Here is an 18,453-nt window from a genome sequence, read left to right on the forward strand (position 1 = left end):
GGGCCGCGCCGGACACCATGCCCGGGGCCGCGCCGGACCCCGCGCCCGGGGCCGCGCGGCGCCTCGCGCCCGTCAAGCGCCGAGGCGGCAACAGCACCCGGGTGCGCTCCTGGCGCCACTCCCCGCTCCGGCGGGCCACCCCGTGGCTCTTCCTCGCGGCGCCGCTGGCGCTGTTGATCACGTTCACCTACGTGCCCGTGGCGAGCATGATCTCCTACAGCGTCACCGACTGGGACGGGGTGAGCCCCGACCGGAACTTCACGGGGGCCGACAACTACGTCCAGATCTTCACCCGCCCCGAGATCTTCCGGGTCTTCTTCGTCAGCGGCTACTACCTCGCCGCCTCCGTGTTCCAGATCGGTGTCGCGCTGTACTTCGCCGCGGTCCTGAGCTTCAACCTGAGGTTCCGCAACTTCTTCAAGGGGATCCTCTTCTTCCCCTATCTCATCAACGGCGTCGCGATCGGCTTCGTCTTCCTGTACTTCTTCCAGGACGGCGGCACCCTCGACTCCGTACTGTCCTGGCTCGGCGTGACCACCGATCACCCCTGGCTCGGCGACCCCACGTCCGCCAACGTCTCCCTGGCGGGTGTGTCGGTCTGGCGCTTCACCGGCCTGAACTTCGTCCTCTTCCTGGGCGCCATCCAGTCCATACCGGGCGAGCTGTACGAGGCGGCCCAACTGGACGGCGCCGGCAAGTGGCAGCAGTTCCGCCACATCATCGCCCCGAGCATCAAGCCCGTACTCAGCCTCAGCATCATCCTGGCGATCTCCGGCTCCCTGTCCGTCTTCGAGATCCCCTACATCATGACCGGCGGCGCGACCGGCACCTCGACCTTCGTCATCCAGACGGTCAAGCTCGCCTTCCAGTTCAACAAGACCGGTCTGGCCTCGGCCGCAGCCGTGGTGCTGCTGGTGATCATCCTGCTGATCACCTGGATCCAGCGCCGGCTCGTGCCCGACGACAAGGTGGACCTCGTATGACCCCGGACCCGACAACTCGCCGCCGCCCCTTCCCCGTCGGGACCGCGCTGACCTATCTGTCGCTGCTCGCCGCGGTGGTGGTCGTCCTGCTGCCGCTGGCCGTCGTCTTCCTCACCTCCCTCAAGACGTCCAGGGAGGTCACCGAAGGGGGAGCGCTGTCGCTGCCGGGCGACTGGCTGAACTTCGACAACTACGTCACGGCGTTCACCGACGGCAACATGCTCGCGGCCTTCGGCAACACCGCGTTCATCCTGGTCTTCTCCATCGGCGGCACCGTGCTCATCGGCTCGATGACCGCCTACGCGGTCGACCGCTTCGACTTCCGCGGGAAGAAGCTCGTCATGGCGCTCTTCCTCGTCGCCACCCTCGTACCGGGGGTGACCACCCAGGTCGCGACCTTCCAGGTCATCAACAGCTTCGGCCTGGTGGACACCCGCTGGGCCCCGATCCTGCTCTACATGGGCACGGACATCGTCTCCGTGTACATCTTCCTGCAGTTCATCCGCTCGATCCCCACGTCACTGGACGAGGCGGCGCGCCTCGACGGCGCCAACACCTTCACGATCTACCGGAAGATCATTCTTCCGCTCCTCAAGCCGGCGATCGCCACCGTCGTCATCATCAAGGGAATCACCACGTACAACGACTTCTACATTCCCTTCCTCTACCTGCACTCCGAGGAGCTCGGCACGATCTCCACCGCGCTGTTCCGCTTCAAGGGGCCCTTCGGAGCACACTGGGAGGCCATTTCGGCGGGCGCGATCCTGGTCATCCTGCCGACGCTCGTCGTGTTCCTGCTGCTGCAGCGCTGGATCTACAACGGCTTCGCGCAGGGGGCCACGAAGTAGCGGAGGCGTGGTCCGGGCGGGGACGGGCAGAGGGGAGGAGGGGGTCAGCGGGGTGGGGCGGAGGTGCTGCCGCGCGGCACGAAACGCGCGTACTCGCCCTCTACGTCCGCGACTTCGTCACCCGCGATGAGGGACAGAAGCGCCCGGGCGGCGCCCGCCCCGTACGCGGGGATGTCGCGGGCCATGGCGGACAGCGGGGGGCGGACCACCTGGGTGAGGGGGGACTCGTCCCACGCCACGAGGGACAGATCGGCGGGAACGTCGAGGCCGAGTTCCTGCGTCACGGACAAGCCCGCCACCGCCATGATGTCGTTGTCGAAGATCAGCGCGGTGGGACGTTCCGCGGCGATGAGCAGGCGGCGGGTGGCGCGAGCCCCCTCGTCGCCGGTGTAGTCGGTGTGGACGACCTCCGGATCGGGCAGCCCCGCCTCCGCACAGGCCATGCGGAGGGCGGTGTCCCGGACGGCGGTGTGCGCCAAGTCCGCGGGCCCCGCCACCCGCGCGATGCGCCGGTGGCCGAGCGCCACCAGATACCGCACGGTCTCGAGGACGCTCGCCCCGTCGTCCGACCATACGGAGGTGAGGCTGCCCGAGCTCTGCGGCGGCCCGATGGCGACGCTCGGGAGGCCGAGGGCCTCGATCGCGGTGACACGCGGGTCGTCGGTGTGCAGGTCGACAAGGAACACGCCGTCCACCCGACGCTCTCCCCACCAGCGCCGGTAGACCTCCAGCTCGCGTTCGTGGCTGTCGACCATCTGCAGCATCAGCGCGTACGAGCGGTCGGAGAGGACGCTCTCGATGCCGCTGATGAACTCCATGAAGAAGGGCTCCACGCCGAGGGTGGACGCCGGCCGTCGCACGACGAGACCGACGGCCTGGGCCCGGGCGCCGCTGAGGGCACGGGCGGCGCTGTTGGGGCGCCAGCCGAGCTCTTCCGCGATCGCCTTGATCGCGGCCCGGGTGGTGTCGGACACGCCGGGCTGGTCGTTGAGGGCATAGGAGACGGCCACCTTGGAGACCCCGGCGCGCCGCGCGATGTCCGCGATCGTCGGCCGTTTCACGCGTCACTCCCGGTCTGCACAGGTCCTCGCATCCCCGTGACTCTACCCGCACCGCCGTGCCGGGCAGCGTGGCCTTCTCGCCTCCTCGCCTCCTCCCGAGGCGATCACCTGAGCGCTGTCCCGCGTGTTCCGGACCCGACCGCCCGGCCACCGACTGGTCCCCGCGACGGGATGGAGAGAGGCTGGTGGTACGGGCGCCCGGGTGTGAACGGCGCACCGGTCGGCGCGCCTGCCCGGCTGGGAAAGGACTGCCGTCATGCGTATGTTGTTGAAGGTTCAGATGGACACGCAGATCTCCAACGAGGCCATCAAGAGTGGCACCATGCCGTCGACGATGGAGAAGGCGCTGGACGCGCTGCGTCCGGAGGCCGCCTACTTCACGACCGAGAACGGGTGTCGGACGGCGTACATCGTCTTCGACCTGGCCGACCCCTCCGAGATGCCGAAGACCGCGGAGCCCTTCTTCATCGAGCTGGGCGCGAAGATCACCTACTCGCCGGTCATGAACCGGGAGGACCTGGGCAAGGGCCTTGCCGCCCTCGCCGGCCAGCGTTGACGTCCTCGTTCACCGGCCCGCGTCGCGCTCGCGCAGACAGAGCAGGATCAGCAGCGCGAAGACAGCGACCGCGGCGCCGGTGCGGCGTAGTTGAAAGCCTCCCAGCGGTCCAGGATCGCGGCGTGGTCGGCCGGTGCCGCGGTGGCGGCCCACTGCTTGATCCGGCCATTGATGGGTACGTTGCCGAGCCGGGTGATCAGGTCGGGAGCCCCGGCGCTCCTCACCGGTCGCGCCCCCCGAATTCTCGGGCGGGTGACGGTATGGAATGGCCGAGGGGGGAAATGCGCAGGACGAGGCGACCGCGCGACTCGCGTGAGGGAGGAGGGGCGGTGATGGACTCGATCGTCATGCACAGCGCGAGACGACCCGCGCTCTGCGCGAGCGTCGACTACGACGGCGGTGACGGCATGATCACGTCCGCTCGTGACTTCACGGCCGACTTCCTCAACGCCTCGCCGGCCGTGGGGCGCGAGCCCGTGACCCCTGAGCGCATCGATCTCGCGCGGCTGGTGGTGAGCGAGCTGGTGACCAATGTGGTGCGCCACGCGCCGGGCCCGTGCCGGCTCCTGTTCGAGCTGTTCGAGGGGGTCCTGGAGATCTCGGTGTTCGACCGGCGGGAAGCGTCGCCCGTGCCCCGCGGCCATGATCCCCGGCGGATCGGCCAGCACGGAGTCGAGATCGTCGTGGCCCTCTGCGAGAGTGTGAGCGTGGAGCCGCAGCCCTTGGGCAAACGGGTCAGGGCGCGTTTCTCCCTCGTGTGATCCGCCCGGCACCGCGACCGCCACTCCAGGACGAGGGCCGGCCGGAAGACGTCCAGGCCGACCGGAAGACGTCCAGGCCGGCCGGAAGACGTCCAGGCCGGCCGGTGCGGGCCGACCTGGACGCCGTGACGTGATCAGACGAGGTCGAACCGGTCGAGGTTCATCACCTTGTCCCACGCCGCCACGAAGTCCTTCACGAACTTCTCCTTCGCGTCATCGCTCGCGTACACCTCCGCCAGTGCGCGCAGTTCGGAGTTGGATCCGAACACGAGGTCGGCGCGGCTGCCGGTCCACCTCACCTCGCCCGTGGCGCTGTCGCGGCCCTCGAACGTGTTCGCGTCCTCGGACGTCGCCTGCCACGTCGTACCCAGGTCGAGCAGGTTGACGAAGAAGTCGTTGGTCAGGGACCCGGGGGTCGTGGTGAAGGCGCCCAGCGGCGACTGCTGGTGGTTCGCACCCAGGACGCGGAGCCCGCCGACGAGGACCGTCATCTCGGGGGCGCTCAGGTTCAGCAGGTTGGCCCGGTCGATCAGCAGGTACTCGGCCGGCAGCCGGTTGCCCTTCCCGAGGTAGTTGCGGAACCCGTCGGCGGTCGGTTCGAGCGCGGCGAACGACTCCACGTCGGTCTGCTCCTGCGACGCGTCCACGCGACCCGGCGTGAAGGGCACCTCCATGTCGAAGCCCGCGTCCTTGGCTGCCTTCTCGACAGCGGCGGCACCGGCGAGCACGATCAGGTCGGCGAGCGAGACCCGCTTGCCGCCGTCCTGTTCGGCGTTGAAGGACTCCTGGATCCCCTCCAGGGTGCGCAGCACGGACGCCAGCTCGTCGGGCTCGTTGACCTCCCAGCCGATCTGCGGCTGGAGGCGGATGCGGGCGCCGTTGGCGCCGCCGCGCTTGTCGCTGCCGCGGAAGGACGAGGCCGACGCCCAGGCGGTGGTGACCAGTTGGGACACCGAGAGACCCGAGCCGAGGATCCGGCTCTTGAGGGTGGTGATGTCCTCGGCGCCGACGAGCTCGTGCGTCACCGCGGGCAGCGGGTCCTGCCACAGCAGCGTCTCCGTCGGGACCTCGGGACCGAGGTAGCGCACCACCGGGCCCATGTCACGGTGGGTCAGCTTGAACCACGCACGGGCGAACGCGTCCGCGAACTCGGCGGGGTTCTCGTGGAAGCGCCGCGAGATCTGCTCGTACGCCGGGTCGAAGCGGAGCGACAGGTCGGTCGTCAGCATCGTCGGGGCGTGGCTCTTCGACGCGTCGTGGGCGTCGGGCACGGTGCCCGCCCCGGCGCCGTCCTTCGGCCGCCACTGGTGCGCGCCGGCGGGGCTCTTGAACAGCTCCCACTCGTAGCCGAAGAGGATGTCGAAGAAGCTGTTGTCCCACGTCGTCGGGGTGTCCGTCCAGATGCCCTCGAGACCGCTGGTGATCGTGTCGCCACCCTTGCCCGTGCCGAAGGAGTTGCTCCAGCCGAGGCCCTGCTGCTCCAGCGGGGCGGCCTCGGGATCGGGGCCGACATGGTCCGCCGGGCCCGCGCCGTGGGTCTTGCCGAAGGTGTGGCCGCCCGCGATCAGGGCGACCGTCTCCTCGTCGTTCATCGCCATCCGGCGGAAGGTCTCACGGATGTCGCGGGCCGCGGCGATCGGGTCCGGGTTGCCGTTCGGGCCTTCGGGGTTGACGTAGATGAGCCCCATCTGGACCGCGCCGAGGGGGTTCTCCAGCTCTCGGTCGCCGGTGTAGCGCTCGTCGCCGAGCCAGCTGGTCTCGGGACCCCAGTAGACGTCCTCGTCCGGCTCCCAGACGTCCGCACGACCGCCGCCGAAGCCGAAGGTCTCGAAGCCCATCGACTCCAGGGCGACGTTGCCGGCGAGGATCATGAGGTCGGCCCACGAGAGGCTCCGGCCGTACTTCTTCTTGACCGGCCACAGCAGGCGGCGGGCCTTGTCGAGATTGCCGTTGTCCGGCCAGCTGTTGAGGGGGGCGAAGCGCTGCTGGCCGGCCCCGGCGCCGCCGCGGCCGTCGCTGATCCGGTACGTGCCCGCGCTGTGCCACGCCATCCGGATCATGAAGGGGCCGTAGTGGCCGAAGTCGGCGGGCCACCACTCCTGAGAGGTCGTCAGCACCTCGGCGATGTCCCGCTTCACCGCCGGGAGATCGAGGGTCTTGAACGCCTCGGCGTAGTCGAACTCCTCGCCGAGGGGGTTGGCCACGGCCGGGTTCTTGGCGAGGATCTTCAGATTGAGCCGCTCCGGCCACCACTGACGGTTTCCGCCGCCCTGGGTCGGGTGCGGGGCACGCCCGTGAGCCACCGGGCAGCCACCTCCGCCTTCCGTCTTCGCGTCTACGACGATTGCATCATGGTTCTCAGACATGGGAATCCTTCCGGACCAGACGGATCACGGTGCTCGGTAACTGCGGGCAGGGGAAGAGAGGGGGACCGCGGGAGCGCGGTCACTTCTCCGCCTCCTGCCGTACTGGAGTCTTCCTGCCCCTTGGCCATCGACGAAGAGCGATCCTACGATGGACGGAATCCAAGTCAAGAAGCGCACGAAGCCGATATCCCATAGGAGTTCGGACGTCCACCGGTGTTCTTCGGACACCGCCGAACCCGAAGAGGTGAACCGATATGAGTGACCTGCTGGAGCGACTGCGAGGGCGTGGCTGGCGGATGACCTCCCAGCGGCGTGTCGTTGCGGAGGTCCTCGATGGTGAGCACGTCCATCTCACGGCCGACGAGGTGCACGCCCGCGCGGCACAGCGACTTCCCGAGATCTCCCGGGCGACCGTCTACAACACCCTGGGAGAGCTGGTCTCCCTCGGTGAGGTCGTCGAGGTCTCCGCCCACGGCCGCGCGAAGCGTTACGACCCCAACGCACACCATCCGCACCAGCACCTGGTCTGCTCCGGCTGCGGCACGATCCGCGACGTCCACCCCACCGGCGATCCGCTGGCCGGCCTCCCGGTGGAGGATCGGTTCGGCTTCACGGTGTCCGAGGTCGAGGTCACCTACCGCGGGGTGTGCCCCTCCTGCGCCTGAAGCCGGTCGCCGTCACCGACCGGGCACGCTCGGGACCCCGCTCATCCACCGTCGTCGGGCCCAGAAGGGCTCGATTCCGACGGGGCGGGGGGCCGTTCCCGAAGACGGTAGGAGTCATGTCGGGCGCCCCACGCCACATGGCGCAGGAGCCGGCCCGGCGCCCGGCGCATGCGGAGGTGGAAGGAGCGCAGGCGTGCGCCGGCCGTTCGCATCCACCGCTGCCGGTGCCGTGGGGCGCTCACCATGCGGCTCTGCGTGCGTCCAGCACGCGGTAGACGTCGGCGGGCGTGAAGAGGGTCCCGTGGTCGTCGGGCCGGACGAGCCACTGCAGTCCGGAGACGGGCCGGTCGAGCGCGGGGACCGCGAGCCATGTCCCGTTCGTCAGGTACCGGGCGCCGCGCCCGAGCGGGGGCGCGGTGCTGCCGGGAGCGAGGAGCAGGACGAGCTGCTGGGCCCGCCGGTCCGCGATGACCGGGCCCGGTCGCCGCCGGGCCGCTCTGCGTGCGAGGGCGGAGAGAAGACTGTGCCCCACGCGTTCGGGGACCGAGAGGGCGTCCCACCGCCGGCCCGCCGGCAGCAGGACGACACCACGCGGACCGATGCTCCACTCCCGCAGGCACCCACCGGGATCGTCCGCCGCCGAGGCCAGCCACACAGCCGCTCGGACATACCGATTCATGTCAACGCCCCATCACGCCGTGGCCGCTGGAACCGCCGACTATTCCTCAGAGATCGAGGGGATCAAAGGGAGGCGGAAGCTGGCGAATTGGGTGGGCGGGTGTCCGGGTGGCGTCGCAGAAAACACCGCCCCCGACAGGTGAGGCACCTGTGGAAGGCGGTCGCTCGGACTCGGCGCGCCGAAGTCGTCGGTGAGGCGGTCCGGTCGAAGGGGCAAAGGACGTAGAAAGCTGAGCCGCCGCCACGGTCACCGCGTCGGCCGCTCGGCACGGCGAGCGGGACGCCTCGACGCCGTCCCGCTCGTTTACGGATGTGCGGTACTCGTTCGTGGATGTGTGAGGCAACCCGGCCGACCGCCGATGGCAGCGAGCACGCGGTGTCCGACGGAGCGGGCACGAAGGGGCGCCCTGAGCCGCCGGTCAGGGGCACGGACTCGGATGGACGGAGAACACCGCGATCCGGGAGGCGCCCTTCTCCGGCATCGTGCCCGAGGGGTCGGCGCCGGCATCCCGGACGGCTCCGTAGGCGGCATGGGCACCGCCCCGCGCTCACGGCCCGGGAACCGTCCGCTCGCGGTGGGAGCTGCCGGGCGGAACGCGCTCGGCAGCAGGCCACGGAGGGTGCTCGACCCTGTTGCGTGCCCTCGGCGGCGGTCCGGTGAGTGGCGTCGAGACCTGGTGACATGAGCGAGGGGACGCGGTCGTGGCATCCGGGTGAGATCGTGCTCGCCGCCCGCACCGGCGCCGCCACCCGTGAAGGCGGGGCTCTTCGTCCGCCCGGCCGGCGAGTGATCCGGCGCACGTTCCCGGGCTACGACACCTCGCGGCGGTGTACGGAAACGACTTCGTACGGTACGAGGTCGAGCGTCGCCATGCTCAGCACCTGTTCCATACACGCCCGCACATCCGGGTCTTCCCGTGCGGCCGCCAGGTCCGCCTGCGAGCGCCACTGGTTGTAGTTGGCCACGCGAGTGCCCTCAAGGCCGCGGTGAATATTGGCCTGCACATAACCGGGCAGTTTCGGCATGACTTCCCGCGCCATGTACTGGAGCAGTTCGATGAGACGTCGCTGATTCTCGGGAGCGACGGTGAAGACATTGATGTACGTGACCAGGTCGTCGTCCGTACTGATTTCAGTCATGCTCGATGCTCCTCACAGGGCCTGTGCAACACGGTGTCTCTCGCGGGAGGCAACACGATCGCTCTCGCGCTTCTTCCGGTTCTCGCCTGCCCCGTCTCCCCAACTGGCCTCGGCGGACCGCCCGTTCAGCGGTGTCCTCGCACGGCGTCGCACCTGCTCCGTCCGCTTCCGGTGAGGCGGAACGGGGTCCCAAGCGGGGTCAATTTCGCCCAGAAATCCCCATATTGACGATCAGTCATGTGTTCGTGCCCGGTGATACGATCATCGCGCTTACGGAGTGGCGGATGGGTGCGGGCGACATCTCCGGCCATGGGGGACATCCGGGCGGTACTCCCGGTACGGACGGTCCACCGGTCTGCCCGCATTGACGGAATTCGGCAGCTGGCCGTCAGTCGCCTGAAGAGAGTCTTATGACGCATCACATACAGAACCCAGTGCTCTGGGTCCTCCTCGTCGCCTTCCTCGGCGCAGTAGCCGTCATTGTTCGCCAACGCAGGGCGGCGCGGACTTTGCGGCAGGACATCGAAGGGCTCAAAACCCATTACGCCGAGCTGGAGAACAGCTACACGAAGTCCGTCGAGGAAGAGAAAGAGCGCGCCCAGGACGCCACAAGGACGGTCCTCAAGTCCGCGATGCGGACGCTTCAGGGCCTGGCCGCCGAGCAGCAGTTGATCATCTCCGGTCTGCAGAACAAGTACGGCGAGTCCGTCATTCTCGAGGACCTCCTGGAGATCGACCACACCAACTCGCAGTTCGGCCGGCGCGCTCAGTCCATCGCCGTGCTCTGTGACGGCTGGCTGGGGCGACAGCGTGAGGTCGCCTCCATCTACGACGTGGTCCGCAGCGCGCAGGGCAGGATCCGCCATTACCGGCGCGTGGAGATCCTGTCGCAGGTCGACTTCGGCATCACCAGTCGAGCCGTCGAACCCGTGGCGCTGGCCCTCGCCGAGCTGCTCGACAACGCCACCAGCTACTCCAGCCCGGACACCGTGGTCGAGATCAACATCCGTACCGTTCCCAAGGGCGTCTGCATCGTCGTCGACGACGCCGGTGTCGGCATGAACGACGAGGAGAGGGCCAAGGCCGCGAAGCTCCTGTCGACCGAGCGGGTCTCCGGTGTCTCAGGCCTCGGCAGCCCGCCGCAGTTCGGATTCGCGGTGATCGGCGTGCTCTGCGAGCGCTTCGGCTTCGAGGCGTCCGTGGACTCCGACTCGCCGTACGGAGGCGTCCGCGCGGTGCTCCTCCTTCCGCACGAACTGCTCACCGGGATGCCGGAGAAGAAGGCCCCGGCGCCGGCCGTCCCCGCCGTCTCCCCGACGGAGCCGAACGGCCCCGAACCCGCGGTGACGGCCTCCTCGACCGTCGACGGGCTCCCGAGGCGCCGCCGCAAGCGGCCGATGGCCATCGTGCCCGGCACCACCTCGGACGCCCGCACGCCCACGTCGACCCGCTCCGGTGCGGAAACCGCGGCGGTCATGGGGGCCTTCCAGCGGGGCACGCAGTCCGGACGGGCCACGCCCTCGGACGCGTCGGATCCGACGAGCAGCACACGTGATGCGAGCAGCGAAGGGCATGAGGTCTCGTGAACGACGATCTGTCATGGATGCTTGACAGCGCCTTGGAGATTCCCGGCGCGCTGCATGCCGTCCTCATCTCCGCCGACGGTCTGCTGATGGCCCGGACGAAGGACTTCCACAAGGACAACGCGGACACGGTCGCCGCCGCGATGAGCGGCGTGCAGTCGCTCAGTCGCTCGCTCGGCTTCTTCGTCGGCGAAGGCCACCTGCGGTGGCGGCAGACGCTGGTCGAGTTCGACGGCGGCTGGGTCTTCCTGATCTCCGCGGGGGAGGGCGCCTATCTCGGCGTCTCGGCCTCACCGGACGTCGACATGCAGGACATCACCTTCCGGATGCAGCAGCTCGTCAGCCAGCTGGGCAAGGTCCTGACCACGCCGCCGCGCGAGAACCTCGGTGCCCGCTCATGAGCGGCTACGACGAGCAGGACCGGGAGCCCGAGGCCGCGGAATTAGTCCGCCCGTACGTCATCACCAAGGGACGCGGCCTGCCCGACGAGGAGCAGCTGTCCCTGATCACCCTGGTGACCGCCGCCGGCGACCACCAGCAGCGTCCGACCCGGCTCTCCCCGGAGGAGCAGGGCCTGCTGGACCTGTGCACCGCCGGCTATCTCTCCGTCGCCGAGATCGCGGGGCACACGCGGCTGCCCATGGGTGTGGTGAAGATCCTTCTCTCCGCCCTCACCGAGGGCGGCTACCTCATCACCCGGCCTCCCGTGCAGCGCGCCCTGCCGGCGGACAAACAGATCCTCGAGGAGGTGCTGCATGGACTCCGCACCAAGTTTGGATGAGCAGGCGTACGTCCGTGGCGGAGCTACGCAGACCGCCGTGAAGATCCTGGTCGTCGGTCACTTCGCGGTGGGCAAGACCACCTTCATCGGTGCGATATCGGAGATCCCTCCGCTGTCCACCGAGGAGACGATGACGCGGGCCGGAGAATCGTACGACGACCTCAAGGGGGTCCGGGGCAAGACCACCACCACGGTGGCCATGGACTTCGGCCGTCTGACCATCAGCGACCGCGTGGTGCTGTACCTGTTCGGGACGCCCGGCCAGCAGCGCTTCGTGCAGATGTGGGAGGACATGGCGCGCGGTGCGCTCGGGGCGCTCGTGCTGGTCGATCCCGAGCGGCTGGCGGACTCCTTCGCCGTGATCGACCTGATCGAGCAGTACGGCCTCGACTACGCGATCGCCGTCAACCGCTTCGACGGCACGCCGGATCGCGAGGTACGGGCGCTGCGCGAGGCGCTCGACCTGCTCGACGACACCCCCGTCGTCACCTGCGACGCGCGGGACGAGAAGTCGTCCGCCGACGCACTGATCACACTCGTCCGCCATTTGCTGGACCGCGCTCACTAGGAGCATTCATGGACGTTCACCCCACCGCTCCCGTGCCCCCGCCCGGGTGCCCGGCCCACGGTGCCGGCGGCCGGGTGCCGCTGCACGGGCCGGAGTTCGCGGCCGACCCGCAGGCGTACTACTCCTACCTGCGCCACTTCGGCCCGACCGCACCCGTGGAGCTCGCTCCGGGGGTTGAGGCGACCCTCGTCACCGACTACGCGACGGCGCTGCAACTGCTGCAGGACTCCGGCTCCTTCCGCAAGGACGCGCGCCGCTGGCGGGACCTGAAGGACGGCCGGATCAGTCCGGACAACCCGGTCGTGCCTGTGCTGGCGTACCGGCCCAACTGCATGTTCAGCGACGGTGCGGAACATCTGCGGCTGCGTCAGGCGGTGACCGACAGCATGGCCCGCATCGACACGCGCAGGCTGACCCGGAGCACCGAGCAGGTCTCCGACTACCTCCTCTCCCAGTTCGGTTCGCGTGGCTCCGCGGACCTGCTCGGCGACTACGCCAAGCAGCTGCCGCTGTTCGTGTTCAACGAGCTCTTCGGCTGCCCCGCCGACATCGGCGACCGGGTGGTGTTCGGCATCACCGGCATGTTCGACGGAGTCAACGCAGAGAAGGCCGTCGAGGTGCTGTTCGGAGCCGTCGGCGAACTCGTGGCGCTCAAGCGGGCCACACCGGGCGAGGACGTCACCTCGTGGCTGATGCAGCATCAGGCGAGGCTGACCGACGAGGAGATGGTCCATCAGCTCGCCCTGCTGCTGGTGGCGGGCAACGAACCGCTGCGGAACCTCATCGGCAACACCCTGCACCGGATACTCACCCATGACGCGTACGCCCACAAGGGCGGCCTGATCGACGAAGCCATCGACGACACGCTGTGGGAGAACCCGCCCATGCAGAACCTCGCGCCGCACTATCCGGCGAGCGACATGGAGTTCGCGGGGGAGAAGCTGCAGGCGGGCGATCTGGTCCTGGTCAGTTTCGCGGCAGCCAACACCGGGCCGGCTCTGACGGCCGCGCGTCAGTCCGGCAGCAACCGGGCCCACCTGGCGTGGAGCGCGGGCCCGCACGCCTGCCCGTCCAAGGACCCCGCCCGGCAGATCACCGTGACCGCCATCGAGAACCTGCTCAACCGGCTCCCCGACGTCGAGCTGGCCGTGCCGGAGGACAGCCTCACCTGGCGCCCCGGCCCCTTCAACCGGGGCCTTGCCACCCTGCCCGCCCGGTTCACTCCGGTCGACTCCGGACGCCGGCCCGACCCGCAGACCCGCCCCGACGCGCCCACGGCCCCCCGCCAGGCGCAGGCGGGACCTCAGCGCGAACGCACCGGAAAGTGGAGTCAGTTCCTCAACTGGCTGACGAGGTGATCGACCGAACACCCACCGACACCCCCACCCCCGCATGAACGTTCAACCGCGAGGGTAGTGAGCAACGCGTTATTCCGTGCTGCTTACGAGGCAAAGGAGGTGTCGTGGACCACATATCCGCCGACGCCGCTTTCATGCGCCACTCCACCGAGTTGGACCCCCTCGATACCCGCCCCGCCGGGCGGGTATCTTCTTGGGCGCCCCGGTCCGAGACGGGAAGGCCGGTGACCGCGTTCCGGCCCGGTGTCCCGAAGACGCCCGACGGGGAGACACTGGGCGGCCATACGGAGAGACAGGTGCTGCGGCTCTGCGAGGTCGCGGGGCTGGACGGGGCCGACTCCGCGGCCTACGCGCGGACCGTCCTCACGGCGCTGGGTCCCGTCGCCGAGCGGTCCCTGGATCTGCCGCCCCCCTACCCCTCCTTCCTCTCCGACGACCACACGCCGGTGGAGTTCTCGCTCGCCTTCGTGCCGAACGCGGACCCGACCCTGCGCGTGCTGCTGGAACCGGGATGCGGTGCCGCCGGCCTGGCGCAGAACGGGCGCACGGGACTGCGGGTCGTCCGCGAGATGGCGCAGCGCTGGGGATTCAGTACCGCACGACTGGACGAGCTGGAGGACCTGTTCTTCCCGCCGAACCCCGAGGGCCCGCTGGCGCTCTGGTGCGCCCTGGAGCTCGTCCCCGGCGGCGTCCCCAGGGTCAAGGTGTATCTGAACCCCGCCGCGTCCGGGCAGGAACGTTCCGCCGAAACGGTGCGGGAGGCGCTGAACCGGCTCGGCCACCGGCAGGCGTTCACGGCTCTGCCCGAGGGCGACCGCCACCTGTTCTTCGCCCTGGACCTGGGCGACTGGGAGGAACCCCGGGTGAAGGTCTACCTGGCGCACCACGACCTCTCGGCAGCCGAGGCGGCCGGCCTGTCCCGCGTGGACGGCGGACCGGGGCGGACGGAGATCACGCGCTTCATCCGCATGGCCGCCGGTCACGACACCGGCATCGACCCTGACACCGGCATCGAGACCCCCATCGGCACTGACGCCGGCATCGACGCCGACGCCTTCGGCCTCGAAGCCGGGGACGGGGACCCGCGGCTCGGCCGCCGGCCCGTCCAGTCCTGCCACGCCTTCACCGAGACGGCGTCCGGCCGCCCGAGCGGCTTCACCCTCTACGTCCCCGTCCGCGACTACGCCCCGCACGACGGTGAGGCCCTCGATCGGGCGGTGGCCGTACTCGGCAGGTACGGCGTGGACCCCGCCCCGCTCGTCCGGTCCCTGTCCGCCGTCACCTCGCGCCGGCCGCAGGACGGCGTGGGGCTCATCGCCTACGTGGGGCTCGCCCACCAGCAGGGCAGGCCACCGCGGGTGACCGCGTACATCTCCTCGGAGGCGTACCGGGTCAGGCCGCCGGTGGCCGCGCCGTCCCCGCGGATCGAAGCCGTCCGCTGAGACGGGCACATCCGCAGGACAGGCCTACGCGTCCTGCATCTCCCGCAGTTCTCCCAGATAGGGGCCGACGTCCACCTGGATGGAGGCGCCCTCGGTCAGCCCGTAGCGCTCGTCTATACCGCTCAGGTACGTGCTGATCTCCTCGCGCATGACATCCGTGGACGGCAGCATGATGTCGCCGTCGACGATGCCCGCCACCCACCGTGCCTGGGCTTCCACGAGGCGTGTGATCGAGCCCACGGGGCGGATCAGGCCGACGAAGTACAGCCCGGGCCGGTCCGGTGCGACGACACGCTTGTACAGCTCGACCGCGCCCTGCCGCGGACCTGCCGGGCACCCGTCGGGGAGGAAGGGGAAGGCCATGCGGAATCCGGTGCAGTAGACGATGGCGTCCGCCTCCACCGAGGTCCCGTCGGTGAAGGACACGCGGCTGCCGTCCAGGGACTCGATCGCGGGCTTCGGATGCACCGCGCCGTGCCGTATCCGGCTGAGGATCTCGTCGGAGATGGTCACGGCCGAGGAGAAGATCGCGTGGTCGGGCTCGGGCAGGCCGTAGTCCGTCAGCCTGCCCCGTGCCACGAGCAGCGCCTGCTCGACGAAGCGCCGTTGCTCGGGGAAGGACATGGTGTTCCACCACGGCGCATCGGCGATCAGGTCCACGGACATGCCGAAGAGCTGCTTGGGCACGATGTGCAGCCCACGGCGGACCGACAGCGTGGTCCGTTCGGCGTGCCGGGAGAGATCCGCGGCGATGTCCACGGCGGACGCCCCCAGGCCCACGACGACGACGCGCTGCCCGGCGAAGTCCTTGCCGTCGTGGTAGTCCATCGAATGAAGAATCCTTCCTGCGAAGGAGTCGGAACCCGGTGGCAGGGGATCGGGCAGCGCCGCCTCCGTGTTGTGGCCCGAGGCCACGATCACGTGCGCGAAACGTCGCTCCGCCGTCTCCCCTCGCGCGTTCCGGCTGACGACCGTCCAGCTGCCGTCGCCGTCCTGACGTACGGAGAGGACATCGGTACGCAGTTCGATACGGGGCAGCAGTCCGGCCCACTCGGCGAAGGACCGCAGATAGGCGGCGACGTCGCTGTGCCGGGGGTACAGGGGCAGGTCGGACGGCATCGGGAAGTCGGCGTAACCCGTGAGCTGTTTGGCACTGTTGAGGTGCAGCGACAGATAGGCCGGGCCCCGCTCGCCGGCCCCCGGCTGGCGCCAGATCCCTCCGACGTCAGCTGCCTTCTCCAGACAGACGAAGTCGACCCCCCTGGCCGAGAGCGCGTGTGCGGTCGCCAGCCCCGACAGACCCGCGCCGATGACGCATACGGTCGCAGCAGTCGCAGCATCGGAAACGTCGACAGCGCCTGACCCGCCCAAGTGATCCCCCTCCACAGCACACCATCCGTTCTTGTGACGGGCATTGACTTCCCAGCCGACCCGCTGCTCACACCGGCGACGAGGGCCGGATGGCTCACGATACCGATCGGTGATCACGGCGGAGGTCCCACGGCCCGGGCAGCCGACACGGTGAGGGCAGCGGCCCCGCGCGCTGATCGGCGATCGGGCCCCTGCGTGTGCGCGGTGGGGGGAATGACGAGGGCTTTTATGGTGGTCCGATGCGACTCGTGCCGAGGTGGACATTGCTTTCGTCAGGGTGTGCGCCGCTCCTGTTGACCGGAGGCTGGACGATCGCGGCGCTGCTCGAAGGGCCCGCCTACGACCCGGTCACCCAGACGATCAGCGTCTTGGCGGCCTACGGGGCCCAGGGGTCCTGGGTGATGACAGGAGCGCTGCTCGCCCTGGGCGTCTGCCACCTGCTGACCGCCTGGGGGCTGCGCTCGGCCGCGCTCGCCGGGCGCGTGGCCCTGGGCGGCGGCGGAGTGACGGCCTTGGTGGTGGCTCTGCTCCCGGCGCCGAGCAGCGGAGGCTCCCTGCGCCACGGTTCGGTCGCCGCGGTCGGCTTCGCCCTCCTGGCGGTGTGGCCGCTCCTGGCCGCCGATCGCGGCGGAGCGGCCGCGCCCTGGGCCCTCCGGCCCGTAGCCTCCCTCGCCGCGACCGCCCTCATGTGCGTCGGCGCGGCGTGGTTTCTGATCGAGATGCAGCATCAGGGCGCCGCGGGTGTCGCCGAACGCCTTGTGACATCCGTTCAGTCCCTGTGGCCCTTCGTGGTCGTCGCCTCCTGCCTGCGCCACTCCGCCAAGGAGGAACCCGCTCCGCCGGGTGCCTGATGCATGGAGGCGGCCGGGGCGGCGGTGCAGATCCTGGACTGGACGGCGCTGGACCGGACAGCGGGGAGGTGAACACCGCACCCGCCGACAGCCGCGTACGGACGAGGCGTGAAGGCCGGGTTCAGCTCCGGCCCTTCTCCGGGCCGAGTCGGGCCGCTGTCTCGTGCAGGGCCTGTTCGAGCAGGGCCGGGTCGTTGAGAGTGCCGGTGCCGTCCGGCGGTACCAGCCAGCGCATTCCGTCGGCGGCTCGGCCGGGGCGCGGGACGATGATCCATGTTCCCAGGCCCGCGCCGCGCATCCCCGTGCCGACCCAGTGGTCCGCCGTGCCGGGGGGCACGAAGAAGGCGGTGCGGGTGCCGCCCACGTCGGCGAGCACGGGGCCCGGGGCGTCGACGCGGCGGGTGAGCGGGTCGAACGCCGGGTAGCCGAGTCGGCCCGGGACGAGGAGGACGTCCCATCGCTTTCCTGCCGGCAGCAGTACGGGCCTGAAGGGGTTGCGCTGCCATTCCCGGTAGCAGGCCCCGGGGTCGGGCGCGGCTGACGCCAGCCACTTCATCGCTGCGCTGGGCGTCGAATCGGTCACGGTCCATCTCCCTGTCGTCACATGCCGCGGTGCACGGCGTCCCGAGGGAGAGGTGGTCGCACCGGATGCATGACGCGACTCAGGTGACATTGCCCCGAATGGCGTAGTGGACGGGTGCGGTGCCCCATGTGACAGGGAAGCGGGAGGGGAGAGGAAGCGCGCCTCTCAGGGGGAACGGCCGCGCGCAGGCCGTCCCGAGACGTTCATACCGCCATTGCCGCCGCCAGCCACGCCTCCGCGATGACGCCGTGGCCGAGCGGGCTCGGATGGACGCCGTCCGGCGCGACGGCGGCGGGGCCGTGTTCCTCGGCGGCACGGAGCAGGGCCAGGTCCGTGCGGACCACCGTCGCGCCGTGGGCCTCGGCGGTGCGCAGGACGGCTTCCGTACGCGGCGAGAGGTCCTCGAACCAGGTCCGCTGCTCGGTGGTGACCGGGAAGAGGAACGGCGTCATGACGAACAGGCGCGGCCCGCGCTTCTCCTCGGCGCGGGTGAGGATACGGTCGAAGGAGGCCGCGAACTCCGGTACGGGGCTGCGCAGGCCGCGGTCGTAGCGGCGCCACGTGTCGTTGATGCCGATCAGGACGGTGACCACCGAGGGGTTGGCCTCGATGACGTCAGCGGTCCAGCGCGCCTCCAGGTCGTTGACGCGGTTGCCGTTGAGCCCCTTGTTGAGGATCGCGGCCGGTTCCCGGCCCGGTGCCGAGGAGGCCCGTAGAGCCTCGGCGATCATCCGGACCTAACCGTCGCCGAGGGACGCGGGGTCCTCGCGATCGCGGCCGGTGTCGGTGATCGAGTCCCCGATGAAGAGCAGCCGGTCGTCCCGGGTGAACTGCACGCGTGTGTCCTCCGTTCGTCTC

The 18,453-nt window shown here is 69.8% G+C and carries 20 protein-coding genes; 12 read left to right on the forward strand and 8 right to left on the reverse strand.

Annotated elements, in window-relative coordinates; translation table 11 throughout:
- The first annotated feature begins 17 nt into the window (after positions 1 to 17).
- Together J7E93_RS30945 and J7E93_RS30950 are read left to right on the forward strand one after the other, a co-directional pair.
- Positions 18 to 983 (forward strand): carbohydrate ABC transporter permease, encoded by a 966-nt coding sequence (locus tag J7E93_RS30945; RefSeq protein WP_215073396.1) that lies wholly within the window; start codon positions 18 to 20, stop codon positions 981 to 983.
- Complete coding sequence (locus tag J7E93_RS30950; RefSeq protein ID WP_215073336.1) at positions 980 to 1,831, forward strand: carbohydrate ABC transporter permease; 852 nt, start codon at positions 980 to 982, stop codon at positions 1,829 to 1,831. Before J7E93_RS30945 ends, J7E93_RS30950 begins: the two co-directional genes overlap by 4 nt.
- A 44-nt stretch (positions 1,832 to 1,875) precedes the next feature.
- Here the strand turns inward: J7E93_RS30950 and J7E93_RS30955 are convergent, their stop codons facing one another.
- Positions 1,876 to 2,892: a LacI family DNA-binding transcriptional regulator gene (locus J7E93_RS30955; RefSeq protein ID WP_215073337.1), complete on the reverse strand. Its 1,017-nt coding sequence runs from the start codon at positions 2,890 to 2,892 to the stop codon at positions 1,876 to 1,878.
- A gap of 256 nt (positions 2,893 to 3,148) precedes the next feature.
- On the opposite strand from J7E93_RS30955, the gene J7E93_RS30960 reads away from it, so the two are divergent.
- Entirely contained in the window at positions 3,149 to 3,448 is a 300-nt protein-coding gene (locus tag J7E93_RS30960) for a hypothetical protein (protein WP_215073338.1), read from the forward strand.
- Between the two features lie 47 nt (positions 3,449 to 3,495).
- On the opposite strand, the gene J7E93_RS30965 is transcribed toward J7E93_RS30960, so the two are convergent.
- The gene (locus J7E93_RS30965; protein ID WP_215073339.1) at positions 3,496 to 3,672 is read right to left on the reverse strand and encodes a hypothetical protein; all 177 of its coding nucleotides are present in this window, start codon (positions 3,670 to 3,672) and stop codon (positions 3,496 to 3,498) included.
- Between the two features lie 108 nt (positions 3,673 to 3,780).
- On the opposite strand from J7E93_RS30965, the gene J7E93_RS30970 reads away from it, so the two are divergent.
- Positions 3,781 to 4,209 carry an ATP-binding protein gene (locus J7E93_RS30970; protein WP_215073340.1) on the forward strand — a complete coding sequence of 143 codons (429 nt, stop codon included), beginning with the start codon at positions 3,781 to 3,783 and terminating at the stop codon, positions 4,207 to 4,209.
- Between the two features lie 134 nt (positions 4,210 to 4,343).
- Here J7E93_RS30970 and katG read toward each other — a convergent pair whose 3' ends face one another.
- Complete coding sequence (katG, locus tag J7E93_RS30975; protein WP_215073341.1) at positions 4,344 to 6,575, reverse strand: catalase/peroxidase HPI; 2,232 nt, start codon at positions 6,573 to 6,575, stop codon at positions 4,344 to 4,346.
- Positions 6,576 to 6,829: 254 nt separating this feature from the next.
- Here katG and J7E93_RS30980 point away from each other — a divergent pair, with 254 nt between their 5' ends.
- Positions 6,830 to 7,240, forward strand: coding sequence for a Fur family transcriptional regulator (locus J7E93_RS30980; RefSeq protein WP_215073342.1), 411 nt, complete (start codon positions 6,830 to 6,832; stop codon positions 7,238 to 7,240).
- A 238-nt stretch (positions 7,241 to 7,478) separates the two neighbouring features.
- On the opposite strand, the gene J7E93_RS30985 is transcribed toward J7E93_RS30980, so the two are convergent.
- Together J7E93_RS30985 and J7E93_RS30990 are read right to left on the reverse strand one after the other, a co-directional pair.
- Positions 7,479 to 7,919, reverse strand: coding sequence for a hypothetical protein (locus J7E93_RS30985; protein ID WP_215073343.1), 441 nt, complete (start codon positions 7,917 to 7,919; stop codon positions 7,479 to 7,481).
- 809 nt (positions 7,920 to 8,728) lie between these two features.
- On the reverse strand, positions 8,729 to 9,058 hold the full coding sequence (locus J7E93_RS30990) for an antibiotic biosynthesis monooxygenase (protein ID WP_215073344.1): 330 nt from the start codon (positions 9,056 to 9,058) through the stop codon (positions 8,729 to 8,731).
- 410 nt (positions 9,059 to 9,468) lie between these two features.
- On the opposite strand from J7E93_RS30990, the gene J7E93_RS30995 reads away from it, so the two are divergent.
- The 6 genes from J7E93_RS30995 (at position 9,469) to J7E93_RS31020 (ending at position 14,790) form a co-directional block, all read left to right on the forward strand.
- The gene (locus tag J7E93_RS30995) at positions 9,469 to 10,644 is read left to right on the forward strand and encodes an ATP-binding protein (RefSeq protein WP_215073345.1); all 1,176 of its coding nucleotides are present in this window, start codon (positions 9,469 to 9,471) and stop codon (positions 10,642 to 10,644) included.
- Positions 10,641 to 11,042 carry a roadblock/LC7 domain-containing protein gene (locus J7E93_RS31000; RefSeq protein WP_215073346.1) on the forward strand — a complete coding sequence of 134 codons (402 nt, stop codon included), beginning with the start codon at positions 10,641 to 10,643 and terminating at the stop codon, positions 11,040 to 11,042. Before J7E93_RS30995 ends, J7E93_RS31000 begins: the two co-directional genes overlap by 4 nt.
- On the forward strand, positions 11,039 to 11,422 hold the full coding sequence (locus J7E93_RS31005; protein ID WP_215073347.1) for a DUF742 domain-containing protein: 384 nt from the start codon (positions 11,039 to 11,041) through the stop codon (positions 11,420 to 11,422). Before J7E93_RS31000 ends, J7E93_RS31005 begins: the two co-directional genes overlap by 4 nt.
- Positions 11,397 to 11,990 (forward strand): ATP/GTP-binding protein, encoded by a 594-nt coding sequence (locus J7E93_RS31010; RefSeq protein ID WP_215073348.1) that lies wholly within the window; start codon positions 11,397 to 11,399, stop codon positions 11,988 to 11,990. The genes J7E93_RS31005 and J7E93_RS31010 overlap by 26 nt, the downstream gene beginning before the upstream one ends.
- An 8-nt stretch (positions 11,991 to 11,998) precedes the next feature.
- On the forward strand, positions 11,999 to 13,348 hold the full coding sequence (locus tag J7E93_RS31015; protein WP_215073349.1) for a cytochrome P450: 1,350 nt from the start codon (positions 11,999 to 12,001) through the stop codon (positions 13,346 to 13,348).
- Between the two features lie 104 nt (positions 13,349 to 13,452).
- Positions 13,453 to 14,790 carry a tryptophan dimethylallyltransferase family protein gene (locus J7E93_RS31020; RefSeq protein WP_308368845.1) on the forward strand — a complete coding sequence of 446 codons (1,338 nt, stop codon included), beginning with the start codon at positions 13,453 to 13,455 and terminating at the stop codon, positions 14,788 to 14,790.
- A gap of 24 nt (positions 14,791 to 14,814) precedes the next feature.
- On the opposite strand, the gene J7E93_RS31025 is transcribed toward J7E93_RS31020, so the two are convergent.
- A complete protein-coding gene (locus tag J7E93_RS31025) occupies positions 14,815 to 16,161 on the reverse strand; it encodes an NAD(P)/FAD-dependent oxidoreductase (protein WP_251067337.1) in 1,347 nt (448 codons plus the stop codon).
- A 239-nt stretch (positions 16,162 to 16,400) separates the two neighbouring features.
- Between J7E93_RS31025 and J7E93_RS31030 the strand changes: the two genes are divergently transcribed.
- Positions 16,401 to 17,012 carry a DUF998 domain-containing protein gene (locus J7E93_RS31030; RefSeq protein ID WP_215073351.1) on the forward strand — a complete coding sequence of 204 codons (612 nt, stop codon included), beginning with the start codon at positions 16,401 to 16,403 and terminating at the stop codon, positions 17,010 to 17,012.
- 121 nt (positions 17,013 to 17,133) lie between these two features.
- Here the strand turns inward: J7E93_RS31030 and J7E93_RS31035 are convergent, their stop codons facing one another.
- Together J7E93_RS31035 and J7E93_RS31040 are read right to left on the reverse strand one after the other, a co-directional pair.
- Positions 17,134 to 17,595 carry a hypothetical protein gene (locus tag J7E93_RS31035; protein ID WP_374105454.1) on the reverse strand — a complete coding sequence of 154 codons (462 nt, stop codon included), beginning with the start codon at positions 17,593 to 17,595 and terminating at the stop codon, positions 17,134 to 17,136.
- A 203-nt stretch (positions 17,596 to 17,798) separates the two neighbouring features.
- Positions 17,799 to 18,326, reverse strand: coding sequence for a GDSL-type esterase/lipase family protein (locus tag J7E93_RS31040; RefSeq protein ID WP_251067338.1), 528 nt, complete (start codon positions 18,324 to 18,326; stop codon positions 17,799 to 17,801).
- Positions 18,327 to 18,453 lie beyond the last annotated feature (127 nt).

Source organism: Streptomyces sp. ISL-36, assembly GCF_018614205.1.
GTDB lineage: Bacteria > Actinomycetota > Actinomycetes > Streptomycetales > Streptomycetaceae > Streptomyces.

Coding starts and splice junctions, on each gene's coding strand:
- J7E93_RS30945 (WP_215073396.1), top strand. CDS start 18: ATGCCCGGGGCCGCGCCGGACCCCGCGCCCGGGGCCGCGCGGCGCCTC.
- J7E93_RS30950 (WP_215073336.1), top strand. CDS start 980: ATGACCCCGGACCCGACAACTCGCCGCCGCCCCTTCCCCGTCGGGACC.
- J7E93_RS30960 (WP_215073338.1), top strand. CDS start 3,149: ATGCGTATGTTGTTGAAGGTTCAGATGGACACGCAGATCTCCAACGAG.
- J7E93_RS30970 (WP_215073340.1), top strand. CDS start 3,781: ATGGACTCGATCGTCATGCACAGCGCGAGACGACCCGCGCTCTGCGCG.
- katG (WP_215073341.1), bottom strand. CDS start 6,575: ATGTCTGAGAACCATGATGCAATCGTCGTAGACGCGAAGACGGAAGGC.
- J7E93_RS30980 (WP_215073342.1), top strand. CDS start 6,830: ATGAGTGACCTGCTGGAGCGACTGCGAGGGCGTGGCTGGCGGATGACC.
- J7E93_RS30985 (WP_215073343.1), bottom strand. CDS start 7,919: ATGAATCGGTATGTCCGAGCGGCTGTGTGGCTGGCCTCGGCGGCGGAC.
- J7E93_RS30990 (WP_215073344.1), bottom strand. CDS start 9,058: ATGACTGAAATCAGTACGGACGACGACCTGGTCACGTACATCAATGTC.
- J7E93_RS30995 (WP_215073345.1), top strand. CDS start 9,469: ATGACGCATCACATACAGAACCCAGTGCTCTGGGTCCTCCTCGTCGCC.
- J7E93_RS31005 (WP_215073347.1), top strand. CDS start 11,039: ATGAGCGGCTACGACGAGCAGGACCGGGAGCCCGAGGCCGCGGAATTA.
- J7E93_RS31010 (WP_215073348.1), top strand. CDS start 11,397: ATGGACTCCGCACCAAGTTTGGATGAGCAGGCGTACGTCCGTGGCGGA.
- J7E93_RS31015 (WP_215073349.1), top strand. CDS start 11,999: ATGGACGTTCACCCCACCGCTCCCGTGCCCCCGCCCGGGTGCCCGGCC.
- J7E93_RS31030 (WP_215073351.1), top strand. CDS start 16,401: ATGCGACTCGTGCCGAGGTGGACATTGCTTTCGTCAGGGTGTGCGCCG.
- J7E93_RS31040 (WP_251067338.1), bottom strand. CDS start 18,326: ATGATCGCCGAGGCTCTACGGGCCTCCTCGGCACCGGGCCGGGAACCG.